The sequence below is a fragment of the Pseudomonas sp. genome (assembly GCF_030147005.1).
In the GTDB taxonomy this organism is placed as follows: domain Bacteria; phylum Pseudomonadota; class Gammaproteobacteria; order Pseudomonadales; family Pseudomonadaceae; genus Aquipseudomonas.
In genome coordinates, this window is sequence record NZ_JASLAW010000224.1 from 1 (window position 1) to 18,885 (window position 18,885).

12 protein-coding genes are annotated in these 18,885 nt (G+C 61.0%); 6 read left to right on the plus strand and 6 right to left on the minus strand.

Annotated features, from left to right (window positions below; all coding sequences use genetic code 11):
* Positions 1–172: 172 nt before the first annotated feature.
* Positions 173–1,633 carry a D-alanyl-D-alanine carboxypeptidase/D-alanyl-D-alanine-endopeptidase gene (gene dacB, locus Q1V60_RS21210; RefSeq protein ID WP_300634355.1) on the minus strand — a complete coding sequence of 487 codons (1,461 nt, stop codon included), beginning with the start codon at positions 1,631–1,633 and terminating at the stop codon, positions 173–175.
* 236 nt (positions 1,634–1,869) lie between these two features.
* Here dacB and Q1V60_RS21215 point away from each other — a divergent pair, with 236 nt between their 5' ends.
* Positions 1,870–2,214: a YggL family protein gene (locus Q1V60_RS21215; RefSeq protein WP_300634358.1), complete on the plus strand. Its 345-nt coding sequence runs from the start codon at positions 1,870–1,872 to the stop codon at positions 2,212–2,214.
* Positions 2,215–2,251: 37 nt separating this feature from the next.
* Here the strand turns inward: Q1V60_RS21215 and Q1V60_RS21220 are convergent, their stop codons facing one another.
* Positions 2,252–3,442 (minus strand): benzoate/H(+) symporter BenE family transporter, encoded by a 1,191-nt coding sequence (locus tag Q1V60_RS21220; protein ID WP_300634361.1) that lies wholly within the window; start codon positions 3,440–3,442, stop codon positions 2,252–2,254.
* Between the two features lie 225 nt (positions 3,443–3,667).
* Between Q1V60_RS21220 and Q1V60_RS21225 the strand changes: the two genes are divergently transcribed.
* Positions 3,668–4,432: a GntR family transcriptional regulator gene (locus Q1V60_RS21225; protein ID WP_300634364.1), complete on the plus strand. Its 765-nt coding sequence runs from the start codon at positions 3,668–3,670 to the stop codon at positions 4,430–4,432.
* A gap of 124 nt (positions 4,433–4,556) precedes the next feature.
* Here Q1V60_RS21225 and guaD read toward each other — a convergent pair whose 3' ends face one another.
* From guaD to xdhA, 4 genes are all read right to left on the minus strand, one after another.
* On the minus strand, positions 4,557–5,861 hold the full coding sequence (gene guaD, locus Q1V60_RS21230) for a guanine deaminase (RefSeq protein ID WP_300634367.1): 1,305 nt from the start codon (positions 5,859–5,861) through the stop codon (positions 4,557–4,559).
* Positions 5,862–5,868: 7 nt separating this feature from the next.
* The gene (gene xdhC, locus Q1V60_RS21235; RefSeq protein WP_300634369.1) at positions 5,869–6,711 is read right to left on the minus strand and encodes a xanthine dehydrogenase accessory protein XdhC; all 843 of its coding nucleotides are present in this window, start codon (positions 6,709–6,711) and stop codon (positions 5,869–5,871) included.
* Positions 6,712–6,827: 116 nt separating this feature from the next.
* Positions 6,828–9,221, minus strand: coding sequence for a xanthine dehydrogenase molybdopterin binding subunit (gene xdhB / locus Q1V60_RS21240; RefSeq protein WP_300634371.1), 2,394 nt, complete (start codon positions 9,219–9,221; stop codon positions 6,828–6,830).
* Positions 9,214–10,662 (minus strand): xanthine dehydrogenase small subunit, encoded by a 1,449-nt coding sequence (gene xdhA, locus Q1V60_RS21245; protein WP_300634374.1) that lies wholly within the window; start codon positions 10,660–10,662, stop codon positions 9,214–9,216. The genes xdhB and xdhA overlap by 8 nt, the downstream gene beginning before the upstream one ends.
* Before the next feature lie 281 nt (positions 10,663–10,943).
* Here xdhA and Q1V60_RS21250 point away from each other — a divergent pair, with 281 nt between their 5' ends.
* The 4 genes from Q1V60_RS21250 (at position 10,944) to ligA (ending at position 18,660) form a co-directional block, all read left to right on the plus strand.
* Positions 10,944–11,603, plus strand: a complete 660-nt coding sequence (locus Q1V60_RS21250) for a GntR family transcriptional regulator (protein WP_300634376.1) — start codon at positions 10,944–10,946, stop codon at positions 11,601–11,603.
* A gap of 2 nt (positions 11,604–11,605) precedes the next feature.
* Positions 11,606–15,094, plus strand: coding sequence for a chromosome segregation protein SMC (gene smc / locus Q1V60_RS21255; protein ID WP_300634378.1), 3,489 nt, complete (start codon positions 11,606–11,608; stop codon positions 15,092–15,094).
* 257 nt (positions 15,095–15,351) lie between these two features.
* A complete protein-coding gene (gene zipA, locus Q1V60_RS21260; protein WP_300634380.1) occupies positions 15,352–16,215 on the plus strand; it encodes a cell division protein ZipA in 864 nt (287 codons plus the stop codon).
* A gap of 87 nt (positions 16,216–16,302) precedes the next feature.
* Complete coding sequence (ligA, locus tag Q1V60_RS21265) at positions 16,303–18,660, plus strand: NAD-dependent DNA ligase LigA (protein ID WP_300634382.1); 2,358 nt, start codon at positions 16,303–16,305, stop codon at positions 18,658–18,660.
* Positions 18,661–18,885: the final 225 nt, after the last annotated feature.

Genomic DNA, 18,885 nt, shown 5'->3' on the forward strand with positions numbered 1-18,885 from the left:
GCGAGGGAGCTTGCTCCCGCTGGACTGCGTAGCAGTCCCATTTTTGGGGCCGCTTCGCGCCCCAACGGGAGCAAGCTCCCTCGCCACAGGTCGCAGGTTTTTCTGCTTTAGCGCTTAACTGACCGGCATTAGGGCAAGCCTGCTCTCACAGGGTAACGCGGTGCTTTAAGTGTTAGAGCACCGGCGCGGCGGCAATCGCCTTCGGCTGGCGATACAGGTCCAGCAGCACCTGGTCCAGCACCGACGACGCGCCCCACGGCTTGTTGTCGTTGAGAATCGCCACCACCGCCCAGGTATTGCCGTTGTTGTCACGGCTGAACCCGGCGATGGCACGCACGGTGTTCAAGGTGCCGGTCTTCACATGGGCTTCGCCGCGCATGGCGGTGGTCTTCAGGCGTTTACGCATGGTGCCGTCGGTGCCGGCGATCGGCAGCGAGCTGATGTATTCGGCGGAGTAGGGGCTTTTCCAGGCCGCTTGCAGCATGGCCGCCATTTCGCGAGCGCTGACCCGTTCGGCGCGGGACAGGCCGGAACCGTTCTCCATCACCAGGTGCGGCGCGGTAATGCCTTTTTTCGCCAGCCACTGGCGCACCACGCGTTGCGCGGCTTTAGCATCGTCGCCGTCGGCATCGTTGCGAAACTGCGCGCCCAGGCTCAGGAACAGTTGCTGCGCCATGGTGTTGTTACTGTACTTATTGATGTCGCGGATGATTTCCGCCAGGTCCGGCGAGAATGCACGGGCCAGGACCTTGGCATCCTTGGGCACCGGCGCCTGAATATCGCGGCCCTGGATGGTGCCGCCCAGTTCCTTCCAGATCGCACGCACGGCGCCGGCGGTGTAGGTGGCATGGTCGAGCAGCGAGAGGTAGGTCTGCGAGCTGCAACCGTCCGCCAACTGGCCACTGACGGTCACGGTCACACTACCGTCGGCAGCGGTCATCGGACTGTAGCGCACGTCGCCGGTGCACTGTTTGGCGTTGGACACTTTCACTTGGTTGTCGATGCGAACGGTCGCAATCGGCGGCTCGACCGACACGATCACCCGCCCTGCATCATTGCGCGTCACGAAGCGCAAGGCTTTGAGGTTGACCAGCAGTGCGTCGGGCTTGACCAGAAACGGCTTGTTCTCGTCGTTGCCGTCGTCATTGAATTCCGGCAATAGCGGCTGTTGGAAAAAGTTGCGATCCAGTACCAGGTCGCCGGTGACCTGTTGTACGCCGTTGGCGCGCAGGTCGCGCATCAACAGCCAGAGTTTCTCCATGTTCAGTTTGGGGTCGCCGCCGCCCTTGAGATACAGGTTGCCGCGCAGCACGCCGCCGCTGAGTACGCCGTCAGTGTAGAACTCGGTTTTCCACTGATGGTTGGGGCCGAGCATTTCCAGGGCCGCGTAGGTCGTCACCAGTTTCATGGTGGAGGCCGGGTTCACCGAAACGTCGGCATTGAATACGGTCGGCGTACCGGGGCCGTTCAATGGCAACATCACTAGAGACAATGCGGTATTTTGCAGTTTTGCCTTCTGAAGGGCCTGGGCAACGCTGGGGGGCAAGGTGTTGTTGACGGCGGCGGCGGTAGCGGAAAAGGCCAGTGGCAGGAGAACGCCGGCGAGGAAAACAGAACGCAAAGATTTGATCATAAGGAATAAACCCTACTGCTGAGAAGGGTGAAAAAGGGCGAGGGGTATGGAAGAAAATCCCTCATTGGTCATGAAAGTGTCGGCATTATGCCCCAAGCTGAGCTTACTTGTAGCTGAACGATAGGCGGTAATCCGGGTTTTTTTATCGGCAAAGCGCCGCCCGTCCCAGAGAGTCGGGCAATTGCCGCCTTAAACTGCTAAAGTGCCGGCCGTTATTACTTAAGAGGATTGTTCCAATGGCGACTAACCGTTCCCAGCGTCTGCGCAAAAAACTGTGCGTTGATGAATTTCAAGAGCTGGGTTTCGAGCTGAACCTGGACTTCAAAGAAGGCCTGAGTGAAGAAGCTATCGACGCTTTCCTCGAAGCATTCATCAAAGAAGCCATGGAAGCCAACGGTCTGGGTTATGTCGGCGGCGATGACTTCGGTCTGGTTTGCCTGCAGAAGCGTGGCTCGGTCAACGAAGAGCAGCGTGCTGCCGTTGAAGCCTGGCTGAAAACCCGTTCCGAGCTGACCAAGGCTGAAGTCAGCCCGTTGCTGGACGTGTGGTATCCGGAAAAGCCGATCAACGCGGCTAAGTGATACTGAAAAAAACGGCGACCTGATGGTCGCCGTTTTTTTATGCCTTGCGCCCGTTCAGAATCAGCAGCGTCAACACCCCCGCCACAATCCCCCAGAACGCCGACCCGATGGAAAACAACGTCAGGCCCGATGCGGTGACCATAAAGGTGATCAGCGCGGCTTCCCGTTCCTTCGGCTCATTCATGGCGATGCTCAAGCCATTGATGATCGAGCCAAACAACGCCAGGGCCGCGATCGACAGCACCAGTTCCTTGGGCAACGCTGCGAACAGTGCCGCCAAGGTGGCGCCGAACACCCCGGCAATCCCATAGAACACTCCGCACCACACGGCAGCGGTGTAGCGCTTGTTGCGGTCTTCATGGGCATGCGGCCCGGTGCAGATCGCCGCGCTGATCGCCGCCAGATTGACGCCGTGCGAGCCGAACGGCGCCAGCACCAGCGAGGCCAGGCCGGTTGCTGTAATCAGCGGCGAGGCCGGCACGTTGTAGCCGTCGGCGCGCAATACCGCGACACCCGGCATGTTTTGCGAAGTCATCGCCACCACGAACAGCGGGATGCCGATGCTGATGGTCGCCGCCAGTGAGAAATGCGGCGTGGTCCACACCGGTGTCGCGACTTCCAGATGAAATCCGCTGAAATCCAGCAGCCCCATCCAGCCCGATAACAGGGTGCCGATCACCAGCGCGGCCAGCACGGCGTAACGCGGCGACAGGCGCTTGATGATCAGGTAAGTGAAAAACATCCCCAGCACCAGGCCGGTGCGATGCTGCGCGGCGACGAAGATTTCGCTGCCGATCTTGAACAGAATCCCCGCCAGCAACGCCGCCGCCAGTGAGGCGGGGATGCGCTTGACCAGTTTTTCAAAGCTGCCGGTCAGCCCGCAGATCGTCACCAGCACTGCGCAAGTGATATAGGCACCGATGGCCTCGCCGTAACTGACGCCGCCCAGGCTTGTGATCAACAGCGCCGCGCCAGGTGTCGACCAGGCAATCGTGATTGGCGTGCGATAGCGCAGGGACAGGCCGATGCTGCACACCGCCATGCCGATGGAAATCGCCCAGATCCACGAGGAAATCTGCGCCGTGGTCAAACCGGCGGCCTGGCCGGCCTGGAACATCAGCACCAGGGAGCTGGTGTAACCGGTCATCATGGCGATAAAACCGGCGACGATGGCCGACGCAGAAGTGTCGGCCAGCGGACGCAAGGGCGCTTGGGTGGCGTCGGTCATGAAGAGGTGTTCCTTATTGCCTGGAATTTGCCGGTGGCGGCGCGGATTCAAGCCTAAACTCAAACGTAACCACTCATTGCGATACAGCCGAGGCCGCAAACAGCCGTACAGTGTGTTGGCGCAGTGGGTTGTGTACAATGTGCCCTGTTTTTAGGTGATACTTGCCAGCGTACCGTTGTTGCCGTATTACCTTATTTCGCCGCCGTTCTCCAAACCCGAGTGCCCATGAACGAACAGTTGCAACCTCTCAAGAAACAACCGCGAGCCGGCAAGGCCGGTCGCAGCGGAACCCAGGACGATATCGTCTACGCGCATATCTTCGAGGCGATCCTCGAACAACGCCTGGCGCCCGGAACCAAATTGAGTGAAGAGGCACTGGGCGAAATCTTCGGCGTGAGCCGTACCATCATTCGTCGCGCGCTGTCGCGGCTGGCCCATGAAGGCGTGGTGTTGCTGCGGCCCAATCGCGGCGCGGTCGTCGCCAGCCCGAGCGTGGAAGAAGCGCGTCAGGTGTTCATGGCCCGGCGCCTGGTGGAGCGGGCGATCACGGAATTGGCGGTGCAGCACGCTACCGCTGAGCAACTGGCCGAGTTGCGCCAGATGGTCAACGACGAACGCGACAGTTTCTCCCGTGGTGACCGTGGCGCCGGTATTCGCCTTTCCGGCGAATTTCACTTGAAGCTGGCTGAAGCGGCGAAGAATGCACCGCTGATCAGCTTCCAGCGCAGCCTGGTGTCCCAGACCTCATTGATCATCGCCCAGTACGAAAGCGGCAACCGCTCGCACTGTTCCTACGATGAACACACCCAGTTGATCGACGCGATCGAAGCACGGGACACGCCGCTGGCGGTGAATTTAATGATGCATCACATGGATCACATCGACAGCAAGCTCAACCTCGATGAGGAAAGTGCGTCGGATGATTTGCATGCGGTGTTCTCGCATTTGTTGCAGACAAAGAAGCCGGGGCGCTCGTCTGTAAAAGTGTAAACCCCGGTCCAAATGTGGGAGCGGGCGTGCTCGCGAATGCGGTTTGTCAGTCACCCGATGTATTGACTGAACCACCGCATTCGCGAGCAAGCCCGCTCCCGCATTGTTTTTTTTGTCTCTGAAATCAGCGCTGGTGCACCAGATTGCCCGCCGCGTAGGTCTGCAACACCGTCCGATCATCCCCCAGCGTCATCAGCACGAACAACGTCTCGGCAATGTTATTGGCCTGCTTCAAGCGATAGCTGAGCAGCGGCGTGGCGTTGTAGTCCAGCACCAGAAAATCCGCGTCCGAGCCCGGTAGCAGGGTGCCGATCCTGTCTTCCAGGCGCAGCGCGCGCGCACCGCCCAGGGTGGCCAGGTACAGCGACTTGAACGGGCTCAACCGCGCGCCCTGCAACTGCATGACCTTGTAGGCTTCATTCAGCGTTTGCAGCAGCGAGAAGCTGGTGCCACCGCCCACGTCGGTGCCCAGGCCGACATTCAATTTGTGCTTCTCGGCCATCGGCAGGTTGAACAGGCCACTGCCCAGGAACAAGTTTGATGTCGGGCAGAACGCCACGGCCGAACCGGTCTCTGCCAGCCGTGCGCATTCGTCGTCGCACAGGTGCACGCCATGGGCAAACACCGAGCGTTCGCCGAGCAGCTTGTAGTGGTCGTACACGTCGAGGTAGCCGTCGCGTTCCGGGAACAGCGCCTTCACCCATTCGATTTCCTGCTTGTTCTCACTGATGTGGGTTTGCAGGTACAGGTCCGGGTATTCCCCCAGTAACTGCCCGGCCAGTGCCAGTTGTTCCGGCGTGCTGGTGGGGGCGAAACGTGGCGTGACCGCGTAATGCAAGCGGCCCTTGCCGTGCCAGCGTTCGATCAGCGCCTTGCTCTGCTGATAGCCGGATTCGGCGGTGTCGGTCAGGTAGTCCGGCGCGTTGCGGTCCATCATCACTTTGCCGGCGATCATGCGCAGGTCGAGTTTTCCGGCAGCTTCGAAGAATGCGTTTACCGATTGCGGATGCACGCTGCCGAACACCAGCGCCGTGGTGGTGCCGTTGCGCAGCAGTTCCTTGATGAAAATATCCGCGACTTCTTCAGCGTGCGCCTTGTCGGCGAACTGGCTTTCACAGGGGAAGGTGTAGGTGTTGAGCCAATCCAGCAACTGCTCGCCATAGGCGCCGACCATGCCGGTCTGCGGCAGATGGATGTGGGTGTCGATCAGGCCGGGGGTGATCAAGGCGTCCTGGTAGTGAGTGATATCGATGTCGGCGGGTAGCGTCGGCAGCAGGTCGCCGGCGTGGCCGAGCGCACTGATTTGGCCGTTATCGATCACCAGCAGGCCGTCTTCGAAATACTCGTAGGAAGCGTCGATACCCACTTCAGCGGGGTCGGCGATGCTGTGCAGGATGGCGGCGCGGTAGGCTTTGCGGGTCAAAGGCATGGTTATCTCAATTGATAGCTTGGCTGCGGCGCGAAACCGGCAGCAGTTTGGCGATGGGGTCGGCGTTGGCGCTGTGCCGGCCGAAATCGGCGTTATACGTGGCGATGATTTCGCCGGCGATGGAGATGGCGATTTCCACCGGCAATTTGCCTTTCACTTCGGTGAGGCCCATGGGGCAGCGCATGCGTTGCAGTTGCGCGGTGTCGAAACCACGGTCACGCAGGCGGTGTTCGAACTTGACCCGTTTGGTCTTCGAACCGATCAGGCCGAAGTAGGCAAAGTCGTTACGCTTGAGCAACGCGGCGCTCAGTTCCAGGTCCAGCGCGTGGTTGTGGGTCATGACAATGCAGTAACTGCCCACGGGCAGGTCGGCAATTTCGTCGAGCGGCTCTTCGCTGACGATTTTACGCACGCCCTGTGGGATATGTTCCGGGAATTCCTGATCACGCGAATCGATCCAGCGCACCCGACACGGCAGGCTCGCCAGCAACGGCACCAACGCACGGCCGACATGGCCGGCGCCGAACACTGCGATCTGCGCCTGCACCTGACCCATGGGTTCGAACAACAATACAGTCACGCCACCGCAGCACTGGCCCAGGCTGGCACCGAGGCTGAAGCGCTCCAGGTGGGTGTTCTGCTGGCCACGGGCGAGCATCTCGCGGGCGATCTGCATCGCCTTGTATTCCAGGTGCCCGCCGCCGATGGTGTCGAAGGTGTGGGCGGCGCTGATCACCATCTTGGAGCCTGCGTTGCGCGGCGTGGAGCCGAGCTCTTCGATGATGGTCACCAGCACGCAGGGTTCGCCGCTGGCTTGCAGGGTGGCGAGGGCGCTGATCCAGTTATTCATGTCTACCTCAACATCTCTGTTGTCAGTTCGGCCGGCTTCGCGAGCAAGCCCGCTCTCACATGGGAACGCATTCCAAGTGTGGGAGCAGGCTTGCTCGCGAAGGCAGCACCTCGGTCCTAAAGCGAAGCCATCTCGGTTTCGACCGCCTTCACCGTCTGTAACTTGCGCATCTGCTCACACCCCCACAACACCCGCTCGGGCGTGGCCGGCGCGTCGATCTTCGGCTGCTGGCGATAGTCGCCCAGACTCGCCACGGCGTCCTTGATCGCACACCACGAAGCAATCCCGAGCATGAACGGCGGCTCGCCCACGGCCTTGGAATGGAACACCGTGTCTTCCGGGTTCTTGCGGTTCTCCACCAGCTTTACCCGCAGGTCCAGCGGCATGTCGGCCACCGCCGGGATCTTGTAGCTGGCCGGGCCGTTAGTCATGAGCTTGCCCTTGTTGTTCCACACCAGCTCTTCCATGGTCAGCCAGCCCATGCCCTGGATAAACCCGCCTTCCACCTGGCCGATGTCGATGGCCGGATTCAGCGAGGCGCCCACGTCATGGAGGATGTCGGTGCGCAGCATCTTGTATTCGCCGGTGAGGGTGTCGACGATCACTTCGCAGCACGCCGCGCCAAAAGCGAAGTAATAGAACGGCCGTCCGCGCGATTGGCTGCGGTTGTAGAAGATCTTCGGGGTCTTGTAGAAGCCGGTGCTCGACAGTGATACCTGGGCGAAATACGCCTGCTGGATCAGCGCCTCGAAGCTCAAAATCTGCTCACGCACGCGCACATGACCGCTGCGAAACTGCACGTCCGCTTCGCTGACGTCGTATTTGCGCGCGGCGAACTCCACCAGGCGCTGCTTGATGGTTTCGGCGGCATTCTGGGCGGCCTTGCCGTTCAGGTCAGCACCGCTGGAGGCCGCCGTGGGCGAGGTGTTGGGTACTTTGTCGGTATTGGTCGCGGTGATCTGCACACGGTCGATGTCGACCTGGAACACTTCGGCCACTACTTGAGCGACTTTGGTGTTCAGGCCTTGTCCCATCTCGGTGCCACCATGGTTCAGGTGGATGCTGCCGTCGGTGTAGATATGGATCAGGGCGCCGGCCTGGTTAAGAAAACTCGCGGTGAACGAGATACCGAACTTGACCGGGGTCAGCGCCAGGCCTTTTTTCAGGATCGGGCTCTGGGCGTTGTAGCGGCGGATCGCTTCGCGGCGCTCGGCGTATTGGCTGCTGGTCTCAAGCTCGGCGGTCATTTCTTCGAGCATGTTGTGCTCGACGGTCTGGTAGTAGTGGGTGACGTTGCGCTCGGTCTTGCCGTAGTAGTTGGCCTTGCGCACGGCCAGCGGGTCCAGCGCCAGGTGGCGGGCGATGGCATCCATCACCTCCTCGATGGCAACCATTCCTTGCGGGCCGCCGAAGCCACGATAAGCGGTGTTGGACGCGGTGTTGGTCTTGCAGCGATGGCCGTTGACGGTGGCATCGCCCAGGTAATACGCGTTGTCGGCGTGGAACATCGCACGGTCGACAATCGAGTTGGACAGGTCTGGCGAGCAGCCGCAGTTACCGGCCAATTCCAGGTTGATGCCGTGCAAACGGCCGTGGTCGTCGAAGCCCACGTCATATTCGATATAGAAAGGGTGGCGCTTGCCGGTCATCAGCATGTCTTCGACCCTGGGCAGGCGCATCTTGGTCGGCTGGCCGGTGAGCCGCGCCACCACCGCGCACAGGCAGGCGGGGCTGGCGGCCTGGGTTTCCTTGCCACCGAACCCGCCGCCCATGCGGCGCATGTCGACGACAATTTTATTCATCGACACGTCGAGCACTTCCGCCACCAGTTTCTGCACTTCGGTGGGGTTTTGCGTGGAGCAGTAGACGATCATGCCGCCGTCTTCGGTGGGCATCACCGAGGAAATCTGGGTTTCCAGGTAGAAATGTTCCTGGCCGCCGATATGCAGCGTGCCCTGGATACGGTTTTTCGCCGTCGCCAGCGCGCCGGCCGAATCACCGCGTTGATGGGTGTGGCTGTCGAGCACGAAGTGCTTGGTGCGAAACGCCTCGACCACATCCAGTACCGGCTCCAGGTCTTCGTATTCGATCAGCGCCGCCATCGCGGCTTTGCGCGCGGTTTCAAGGTCACGGGCAGCCACCGCCAGCACCACCTGGCCCACGAACTGCACGGTGTCGATGGCCAGCAGCGGATCGCCGGGCATGAGCGGGCCGATGTCTTTGAGGCCCGGTACGTCTTTGTGGGTAATCACGATGCGCACGCCGTCGAAGGCATAGCAGGGCGCGGTGTCGATGCTGAGGATTTTCGCGTGGGCGCGGTCGGACATGCGCGCGTACAGGTGCAGTTGGTTGGGAAATTCGAGGCGGTCGTCGATGTACTGCGCCTCACCGCTGACATGTTTGGCGGCGCTGTCATGCCTGACGCTGCGGCCGACGCCGGAGGTCAGGTCCCGCGCAAACAGCTCGGCCAGTTCGGCCTGGGTTTTTTCCACGGCGTGTTGGTTAGACATAAGCGGTCACCCGAGTCTCGATGTGCGGCGTTTGCAGTTCGATGAAGTATTTGCGCAGCAGGTTCTGTGCGCTGAGCAAGCGGTATTCCTTACTGGCGCGGAAGTCCGAGAGCGGGGTGAAGTCATCGGCCAGGGCGGCGCAGGCTTTCTCTACGGTGGCGGCGTTCCAGGTGGTGCCGATCAACACCGTCTCGCAGTTTTTCGCGCGCTTGGGGGTTGCGGCCATGCCGCCGAAGGCGACGCGGGCTTCACTGACCACGCCGTTGTCGAGTTTCAGGTTGAAGGCGGCGCACACTGCGGAAATATCATCGTCCAGGCGTTTGGAAACCTTGTAGGCGCGGAACAGTGAGTGGCCCTTGGGCACGATGATTTTCTCGATGAATTCGCTGTCCTGGCGGGCGGTCACGCGGTAGTCGATAAAGTAATCTTCCAGCGCCAGGGTGCGACGGGTATTGCCCTTGCACAGCACGATCTGTGCGCCTAAGGCAATCAGCAACGGCGGCGAATCACCAATCGGCGAGGCGTTGCCGATATTTCCGCCCAGGGTGCCCTGGTTGCGGATTTGCAGCGAGGCGAAACGATGCAGCAAGTCGCCGAAATCGGGGTATTCATGATGCAGCGCGGCGTAGCAGTCGGAGAGGGCGGTGGCGGCGCCGATTTCCAGGCGGTCATCGAAGGATTCGATGCGCTTCATTTCCTCGATATTGCCCACGTAGATCATCACCGCCAGAGCGCGATGGAACTGGGTGACCTCCAGCGCCAGGTCGGTACCGCCGGCCAGCAGACGGGCTTGCGGATAGGCGTCGTAGAGATCGGCCAGGTCGGCGACGGTCAATGGCACCAGGCAGCGTTTGTCGCCACTGTTGAGCTCGCCGGTCTGGGTTGGTGCGATGGCTTTGAGACGGGCGATGGTCTGGGCCTCACGGCTGTCGAACTGGTCCTGGGGCTTGTTGCAGCAGGCCTGTTCGGCGGCGGCCAGAATCGGGCGATAGCCGGTGCAGCGGCACAGGTTGCCGGCCAGGGCTTCATGGGCTTTCCGGCTGTCGGGGGCGTCGCTGTTCTTTTGCAGGGCAAACAACGACATCACGAAACCTGGGGTGCAGAAGCCGCACTGTGAGCCGTGGCACTCGACCATCGCCTGTTGCACGCTGTGCAGTTGGCCCTGGTGCTTAAGGTCTTCGACGCTGATCAGTTGCTTGCCGTGCAGCGACGAGACAAAGGTCAGGCACGAGTTGAGGCTGCGGTAACGAATCTGCTCGACGCCCTGATCGTTGCTGTGCAACTCGCCGACCACCACGGTGCATGCGCCACAGTCGCCGCTGGCGCAGCCTTCCTTGGTACCGGATTTGCCCACATGCTCGCGCAAGTAATTGAGCACCGTCAGGTTGGGGTCCAGGGCGTGCTCGCTACGGAGTTCCTGGTTAAGTAAAAACTGGATCACGGAAGGCCTCGCAGACTCATTATTGTTGTTAACCGCTTTGCGCCGAATCTAGTCATGTCTGACTTTTCGGTCAATTGTTTTCTGACCTAAGGGTCAAGAAAATGCGATCGCAACACTTTCACTTAGGGGGGCAGTCTTCTGAAACGCGTGTTTTCAGGGGCTTATGGCTTTTCAGGCTTGCGTGTTTCGTGCCAAATTCGCCACCGTGGGCGTAGCGCCATCAGCGGGCCAATGCGCTACACTGCCGCGCTTGTACCGATAGAAGATTTTGAAGGGAAAACATGACGTTCAAGGCGCCGGACAGTCTCGCCGAGCAAATTGCTCACCACCTCGCCGAACGTATTATTCGCGGCGATCTCAAGCCTGGGGAGCGAATCCAGGAACAGAAGGTCACGCTGGCGCTCAACGTCAGCCGTGGTTCCGTGCGTGAAGCCTTGCTGATCCTCGAGCGCCGCCATCTGATCGCGATCCTGCCGCGCCGTGGCGCCCATGTCACCGAGCTCACCGCGCACAAGGTGCAGAGCCTGTGTACGCTGATGGGCGAGATGTACATCCTGCTCGGCAACGCGGTGGCCGAGGGCTGGCAGACCCAGGCCGACATGGCGCCATTCCTGCAAATCCAGCAGCGCCTGATGGCCAGCTTGGAGCGCGAAGACGTGCGCGCTTTCGTCGAAGAAAGCTTCAATGTGATGCGCGCCGCTTACCCCTTCGCCAATAACCCGTATTTGCAGGAAACTGTCGATAACCTGCAGCCGGCGATGAACCGTGCCTATTACCTGGCCCTGGACCAGCGTAAAGCGGAAATGGGCGAGTACCTGGCGCTGTTCGAACAACTGCTCGCTGCCGTATTGGCCCGTGACCTGGCGCAGATCCGTCTGGTGCTGTCGGCCTACTGCCAGCGCAGCAGCTCGCTGGTGATCGCCGCGTTGGCGGACGCCTAAACGTGCGGCTCAAGTGCATCAAACTGGCGGGGTTCAAATCCTTCGTCGACCCGACCACGGTGAACTTCCCCAGTAATATGGCGGCAGTGGTCGGGCCCAATGGCTGCGGCAAGTCGAACATTATCGACGCCGTCCGTTGGGTGATGGGCGAGAGCTCGGCGAAAAACCTGCGCGGCGAGTCGATGACCGACGTCATCTTCAACGGCTCCACCAGTCGCAAACCGGTGAGCCAGGCCAGTATCGAGCTGGTGTTCGACAACTCCGACGGCACCCTGATCGGCGAATACGCGGCCTACGCCGAAATCTCCATTCGCCGCAAAGTCACGCGCGACAGCCAGAACAGTTACTTCCTCAACGGCACCAAATGCCGTCGCCGCGACATCACCGATATCTTCCTCGGCACCGGCCTTGGCCCGCGCAGCTATTCGATCATCGAGCAGGGCATGATCTCCAAGTTGATCGAAGCCAAGCCCGAAGACCTGCGCAACTTTATCGAGGAAGCGGCCGGCATCTCCAAATACAAGGAGCGCCGCCGCGAGACCGAAAACCGTATCCGTCGCACCCATGAAAACCTGGCCCGCCTGACCGACCTGCGCGAAGAGCTGGAGCGCCAGTTGGAGCGCCTGCACCGCCAGGCCCAGGCCGCCGAGAAATACCAGGAATACAAGGGCGAAGAGCGCCAGCTCAAGGCTCAACTGTCGGCCCTGCGCTGGCAAGCGTTGAACGATCAGGTCGGCCAGCGCGAAGCGATCATCGGCACCCAGGAAGTCAGCTTTGAAGCGCTGGTGGCCGAGCAACGCAACGCCGACGCCAGCATCGAACGCCTGCGGGACGGGCACCATGAGTTGTCCGAGCGCTTCAATCTGGTGCAGGGACGCTTCTATTCGGTGGGCGGCGACATCGCCCGCGTCGAACAGAGCATCCAGCACGGCCAGCAGCGTCTGCGCCAGTTGCAGGACGATCTGAAGGAAGCCGAGCGCGCGCGCCTGGAGACCGAATCGCACCTGGGCCACGACCGCACCTTGCTGCTGACCCTGGGCGAAGAGCTGGACATGCTCACCCCCGAACAGGAAATCACCAGCGCCGCCGCCGAAGAAGCGGCCGCCGCCCTGGAAGAAGCCGAAAGCGGCATGCACGGCTGGCAGGAGCAGTGGGACACGTTCAACCTGAAGTCCGCCGAACCGCGGCGCCAGGCCGAGGTGCAGCAGTCGCGTATCCAACAGCTGGAAACCAGCATGGAGCGTTTGGCCGAGCGTCAGCGCCGTTTGCAGGAAGAGCGCGTGTTGCTCGCCGCCGACCCGGAAGACGCGGCGATCCTGCAATTGAGCGAGCAACTGGCCGAAAGCGAAATGACCCTGGAAGAGCTCGAAGCCAGCGAAGCGCAGCAAGTGGAGCGGCTGGAGCAATTGCGCCAGCAACTGCACACGGCGACCCAGGCGCAGCAGCAGGCCCAGGGCGATTTGCAGCGGCTCAACGGGCGGTTGGCCTCACTGGAAGCCTTGCAGCAAGCCGCGCTGGACCCCGGCACCGGCACCGCCGAATGGCTGCGCGACCAGCATCTGGCCGAGCGCCCGCGCCTGGCCGAAGGCTTGAAGGTTGAAGCCGGTTGGGAGCTGGCGGTGGAAACCGTTTTGGGCGCCGACTTGCAGGCCGTGCTGGTGGATGATTTCGGCGCTTTTGACTTGGCCGGTTTTGCCCAGGGCGACTTGCGTTTGCTCAGCCCCGCGGCCGATGGCGCGCGCGTGCCGGGCAGCCTGCTGGACAAGGTCGAGGCGGCGATTGACCTGTCGCCGTGGCTGGGCCAGGTCAAGCCGGTTGAGTCACTTGAGCAGGCCTTGGCCCAGCGCGGTCAGCTGAGTGCGGGTGAGAGCCTGATCAGCCGCGACGGCTATTGGGTCGGTCGCCACTTCCTGCGCGTACGCCGTGCCAGTGAAGCCGAAAGCGGCGTATTGGCCCGTGGCCAGGAGATCGTCAACCTGACCGCCGAGCGTGAAGAGCGCGAAGCCACCCTGGAAAGCCTCGAAACCGAATTGCAAACCCTGCGCGCAACCCAACGCCAGCAAGAGACTGGCCGCGAGCACCTGCGCCGTCTGTTGCAGGACGAAGCGCGTCAGCAAGGCGAACTCAAAGCCCAGCTGTCGGCGAGCAAGGCCAAGGTCGAACAGTTGACCCTGCGCCGCACGCGCCTTGACGAAGAAGTCGCCGAGATGGGCGAACAGCGCGCCCTGGAGCACGAGCAGATCGGCGAAGCGCGCCTGCAATTGCAGGAAGCCCTCGACAGCATGGCCCTGGACACCGAGCAACGCGAACTGCTGCTGGCCCAGCGCGACAGCCTGCGCGAACGCCTCGACCGCGTACGCCAGGAAGCCCGCCAACACAAGGACCATGCCCACCAGCTGGCGGTGCGCCTGGGCTCATTGCGCGCCCAGCATGATTCCACGCGCCAGGCGCTCGAGCGCCTGGAGATGCAATCCGAACGCCTCACCGAAAAACGCGAGCAACTGAGCCTCAACCTGGAGGAGGGCGAAGCGCCCCTTGAAGAGCTGCGCCTCAAGCTTGAAGAGCTGCTCGACAAACGCATGACCGTCGACGAAGAACTCAAGACCGCGCAGATCGCCCTGGAAGACGCCGACCGCGAACTGCGCGACGCTGAAAAACGCCGCACCATGGCCGAGCAGCAATCCCAGTTGATTCGCGGTCAGCTCGAACAACAGCGCATGGAATGGCAAGCCCTGACCGTGCGCCGCAAGACCTTGCAGGACCAGTTGCTGGAAGACGGTTACGACCTGCACGGCGTGCTCAACACACTGACCGCCGAGGCCAACGAAAAAGACGCCGAAGAAGAACTTGAACGGATTGCCGCGCGTATCCAGCGACTCGGTGCGATCAACCTCGCGGCGATCGATGAGTACCAGCAGCAGTCCGAGCGCAAACGTTATCTGGATGCCCAGAACGCCGACCTGGTCGAAGCCCTGGATACGCTGGAAAACGTCATTCGCAAGATCGACAAGGAAACCCGCAGCCGCTTCAAAGATACCTTTGATCAGATTAATGGCGGTTTACAGGCGTTATTCCCAAAAGTTTTCGGTGGCGGCAGTGCCTACTTGGAACTGACGGGCGAAGATCTACTCGATACAGGGGTAACGATCATGGCGCGGCCTCCGGGCAAGAAGAACAGCACCATCCATTTGTTGTCCGGCGGTGAAAAGGCCCTGACAGCGCTGGCGCTGGTATTTGCCATTTTCAAGCTGAACCCGGCGCCGTTCTGCATGCTCGACGAAGTTGACGCACCGCTGGATGACGCTAACGTTGGACGCTACGCCCGGCTGGTCAAAGAGATGTCCCAGACTGTGCAGTTCATCTATATCACGCACAACAAGATCGCCATGGAAATGGCCGATCAGTTGATGGGCGTGACGATGCATGAGCCTGGCTGTTCGCGTTTGGTGGCGGTGGATGTGGAAGAGGCGATGGCGATGGTGGAATCCTGAGGCCAGTCGGAAGGAATTTTTACGGCACGCTGTAGAGCGATTTACAGGTCTGGTAAAGTGGCAAATGGACATATTTGTTCAAGGCATTTTGACAGACGGTGTAAAGTTATCTTTGGTCGTGCTAGTTTAATGTCAATTTTTCGTATGCGTGGGCAAAACGTCAGTCAGAACATAGAGTTGGCGCCACGTTTTAAAGCGGTTTGCACGGTGCTAAACCCCTTATTTTTCAGCATTTTTTATTAGAGGCACGGGATTACATGGAAATCGGTCTGCGCGAGTGGCTGATCGTCATCGGCATTATTGTCATTGCCGGTATTCTTTTTGATGGCTGGCGCCGTATGCGCGGTGGCAAGGGCAAGCTTAAATTCCGTCTGGACCGAAACCTGTCCAACTTGCCCGACGACGACGGCAGCGCCGAGCTGCTGGGGCCGCCCCGTGTGCTGGATACCCACAAGGAACCGCAACTGGACGAGCACGACTTGCCGTCGATGAGCGCACCGGTGCGTGAAGCCCGTGAGCCGTCATCCAAACGTGGCAAGCGCGGCAGTGCCGGCGTGGCTGAGCCGCATCAGGGCGACCTGAACCTGGGTGTCGACGAAGGCCCGAGCTTCAGCAGCCGCGACGATGACTTCCCGGATGAAAACGCCAGCAAGAGCGCATCGCGTCAATCGGTCAACGATCAGCCGGCCGCCGAAGAAGTGTTGGTGATCAGCGTGATCTGCCGCGATGCCGGTGGCTTCAAAGGCCCGGCACTGTTGCAGAACATCCTTGAAAGCGGCCTGCGTTTTGGTGAGATGGATATTTTCCACCGTCACGAAAGCATGGCCGGTAATGGCGAAGTGCTGTTCTCCATGGCCAACGCGGTCAAGCCGGGCACGTTCGACCTGGACGACATCGACCTGTTCAGCACCCCGGCGGTCAGTTTCTTCCTCGGCCTGCCAGGCCCGCGTCACCCCAAACAAGCGTTCGACGTGATGGTGGCCGCGGCCCGCAAGTTGTCCCAGGAACTGAATGGCGAGCTCAAGGATGATCAACGCAGCGTCCTCACCGCCCAGACCATCGAGCATTACCGTCAGCGCATCGTCGAGTTCGAGCGTCGCGCCCTGACACAGAAACGCTGAGGATTGCGCTTCGGCGTTGTCAGTAGAATAAGCGCACTAACATATTGAGCAGCTTCGGCTGCTCTTTTGCTTTATGAGAGAACACCCATGACCGCCGCCCATACCCGAATCCTCGAACTGCGCGCTGAACTGGATCAGCACAATTACCGCTACCACGTCCTCGACGAGCCGAGCATTCCGGACGTCGAGTACGACCGGTTGTTCCATGAGCTCAAGGCCCTGGAGGCCGAACACCCGGAGCTGGTGACGCGTGATTCGCCGACGCAGCGGGTCGGCAGTGCGGCGCTGTCGGCGTTTACTCAAGTCAGGCATGAGATCCCGATGCTCAGCCTGGGCAACGCCTTCGATGAGGCGACCATGCTGGAATTCGATCGCCGGGTGACCGAGGGGCTCGATCTGCCGGCCGGCGACCTGTTCAGCGGCGTCGAGTACAGTTGCGAACCGAAGCTGGACGGCCTGGCGGTCAGCCTGTTGTATCAGGACGGTGAATTGGTACGCGGCGCAACCCGTGGCGACGGTACCACCGGTGAAGACATCAGCGTCAATGTGCGCACCGTGCGCAACATCCCGTTGAAGCTGCACGGCAGCGGCTGGCCGGCCACCCTGGAAGTGCGTGGTGAAGTGTTCATGTCCAAGGCCGGGTTCGAGCGCCTGAACGCCTCGCAACTGGAAGTCGGCGGCAAGACCTTCGCCAACCCGCGCAACGCCGCCGCCGGTAGCCTGCGCCAACTGGATTCGAAGATCACCGCCAGCCGCCCGCTGGAATTCTGCTGCTATGGCATCGGCCAGGTGACGGCGGATATCAGCGACACCCATATCGGCAACCTGAAGCAGTTGCAGAAGTGGGGCATGCCGATCAGCCATGAGCTGAAACTGGCCAAGGGTATCCAGGAGTGCCTGGACTATTACCGCGATATCGGCGAGCGGCGTAACAGCCTGTCGTATGAAATCGACGGGGTGGTGTTCAAGGTCAACAGCATCGCCTCCCAGCGCGAACTTGGCTTCCGCGCCCGCGAACCGCGCTGGGCCATCGCGCATAAATTCCCGGCCATGGAAGAGCTGACCGAGCTGCTCGACGTGGAATTTCAAGTCGGTCGCACCGGTGCCGTCACACCCGTGGCCCGTTTGCAGCCGGTCAAGGTCGCCGGCGTGACGGTGTCCAACGCCACCCTGCACAACATGGACGAAGTGGCGCGCCTGGGCCTGATGATTGGTGACACGGTGATCATCCGCCGCGCCGGGGATGTGATCCCGCAGGTGGTGTCGGTGGTTACCGAGCGTCGTCCGGAACACGCTCGTGCCGTGCAGATCCCCGAGCGCTGCCCGGTGTGCGGCTCTCACGTGGAGCGCACGCAACTTGTCAAGCGCAGCAAGGGCAAGGAAACCGTCAGCGAGGGCGCGGTGTACCGTTGCGTCGGGCGCCTGGCCTGTGGCGCGCAGCTCAAGCAGGCGATCATTCATTTCGTCTCGCGCCGCGCCATGGACATCGACGGCCTGGGCGACAAGACCATCGAGCAACTGGTGGATGAAAAACTCATCGGTTCGCCGGCCGACCTGTACAAGCTCAAGTATGAACAGATCATCGACCTGGAAGGCTTCGCCGATATTTCCAGCAAAAAGCTGATCGCCGCCATCGAAAACAGCAAGACGCCCACCCTGGCGCGATTTATCTATGCCCTGGGCATTCCCGATGTGGGCGAGGAGACCGCCAAGGTGCTGGCGCGCTCCCTGGCCTCCCTGGAACGTGTGCAGAAGGCATTGCCGCAAGTGCTCACGTACTTGCCGGATGTGGGCCTGGAAGTGGCGTACGAGATCCATAGCTTCTTTGAAGACAGCCATAACCAGGCCGTGATCGGCGCGCTGCTCTCGCCCGACGAATGCGCCCTGCAATTGCAGGAGCAGGGCGACCTGAGCCCCGAATTCGCCGCCAGCACCACCTTGGGCGGCCTGCTCGACAAGCTGCACGTACCCTCGGTGGGGCCGGGCGCGGCGCAGAAACTGGCGGACAAGTTCGGCAGCCTCGAAGGCGTGATCAAGGCCGACTGGCTGGATATGCGCCAAGCCCTGCCCGAGAAGCAGGCCAAGGCCGTGCGCGAGTTCTTCGACAATCCCGACAACGCCCGCCATGCCCTGGCCATCGAGCAGCAGCTCAAGGACTTCGGCATGCACTGGCAGAGCGAGAAAAAGGTCGTCGAAGGCCTGCCGGAAGCCGGGCATACCTGGGTACTCACCGGCTCGCTGGAATTGATGAGCCGCGATGTGGCCAAGGACAAACTGGAAAGCCTCGGCGCCAAAGTGGCCGGTTCCGTTTCGGCGAAGACCCATTGCGTAGTGGCCGGGCCGGGCGCAGGTTCAAAGCTGGCCAAGGCCACCGAGTTGGGCCTCAAAGTGCTCGACGAAGAAGCCTTCGTCGCCTTCCTGGCCAGGCACAACATCACCGTGTGAAACGCTTTAGAACACTGTAGGAGCGAGCTTGCTCGCGAAGAACCGGAGTGCGCAGCGTTGGATCAGGCACCCCGCGTTATCGTTAACGACCTTCGATAGCAAGCTCGCTCCTACATTGGGCAAAGGCGGTATTCCATCCGAGTGGAACGATCCTGAACGGTAATTGATCTAGTCTCAATCACCCCGGAAGAGATCGCCATATTCCGCTAGTTTGATCAACTCAGT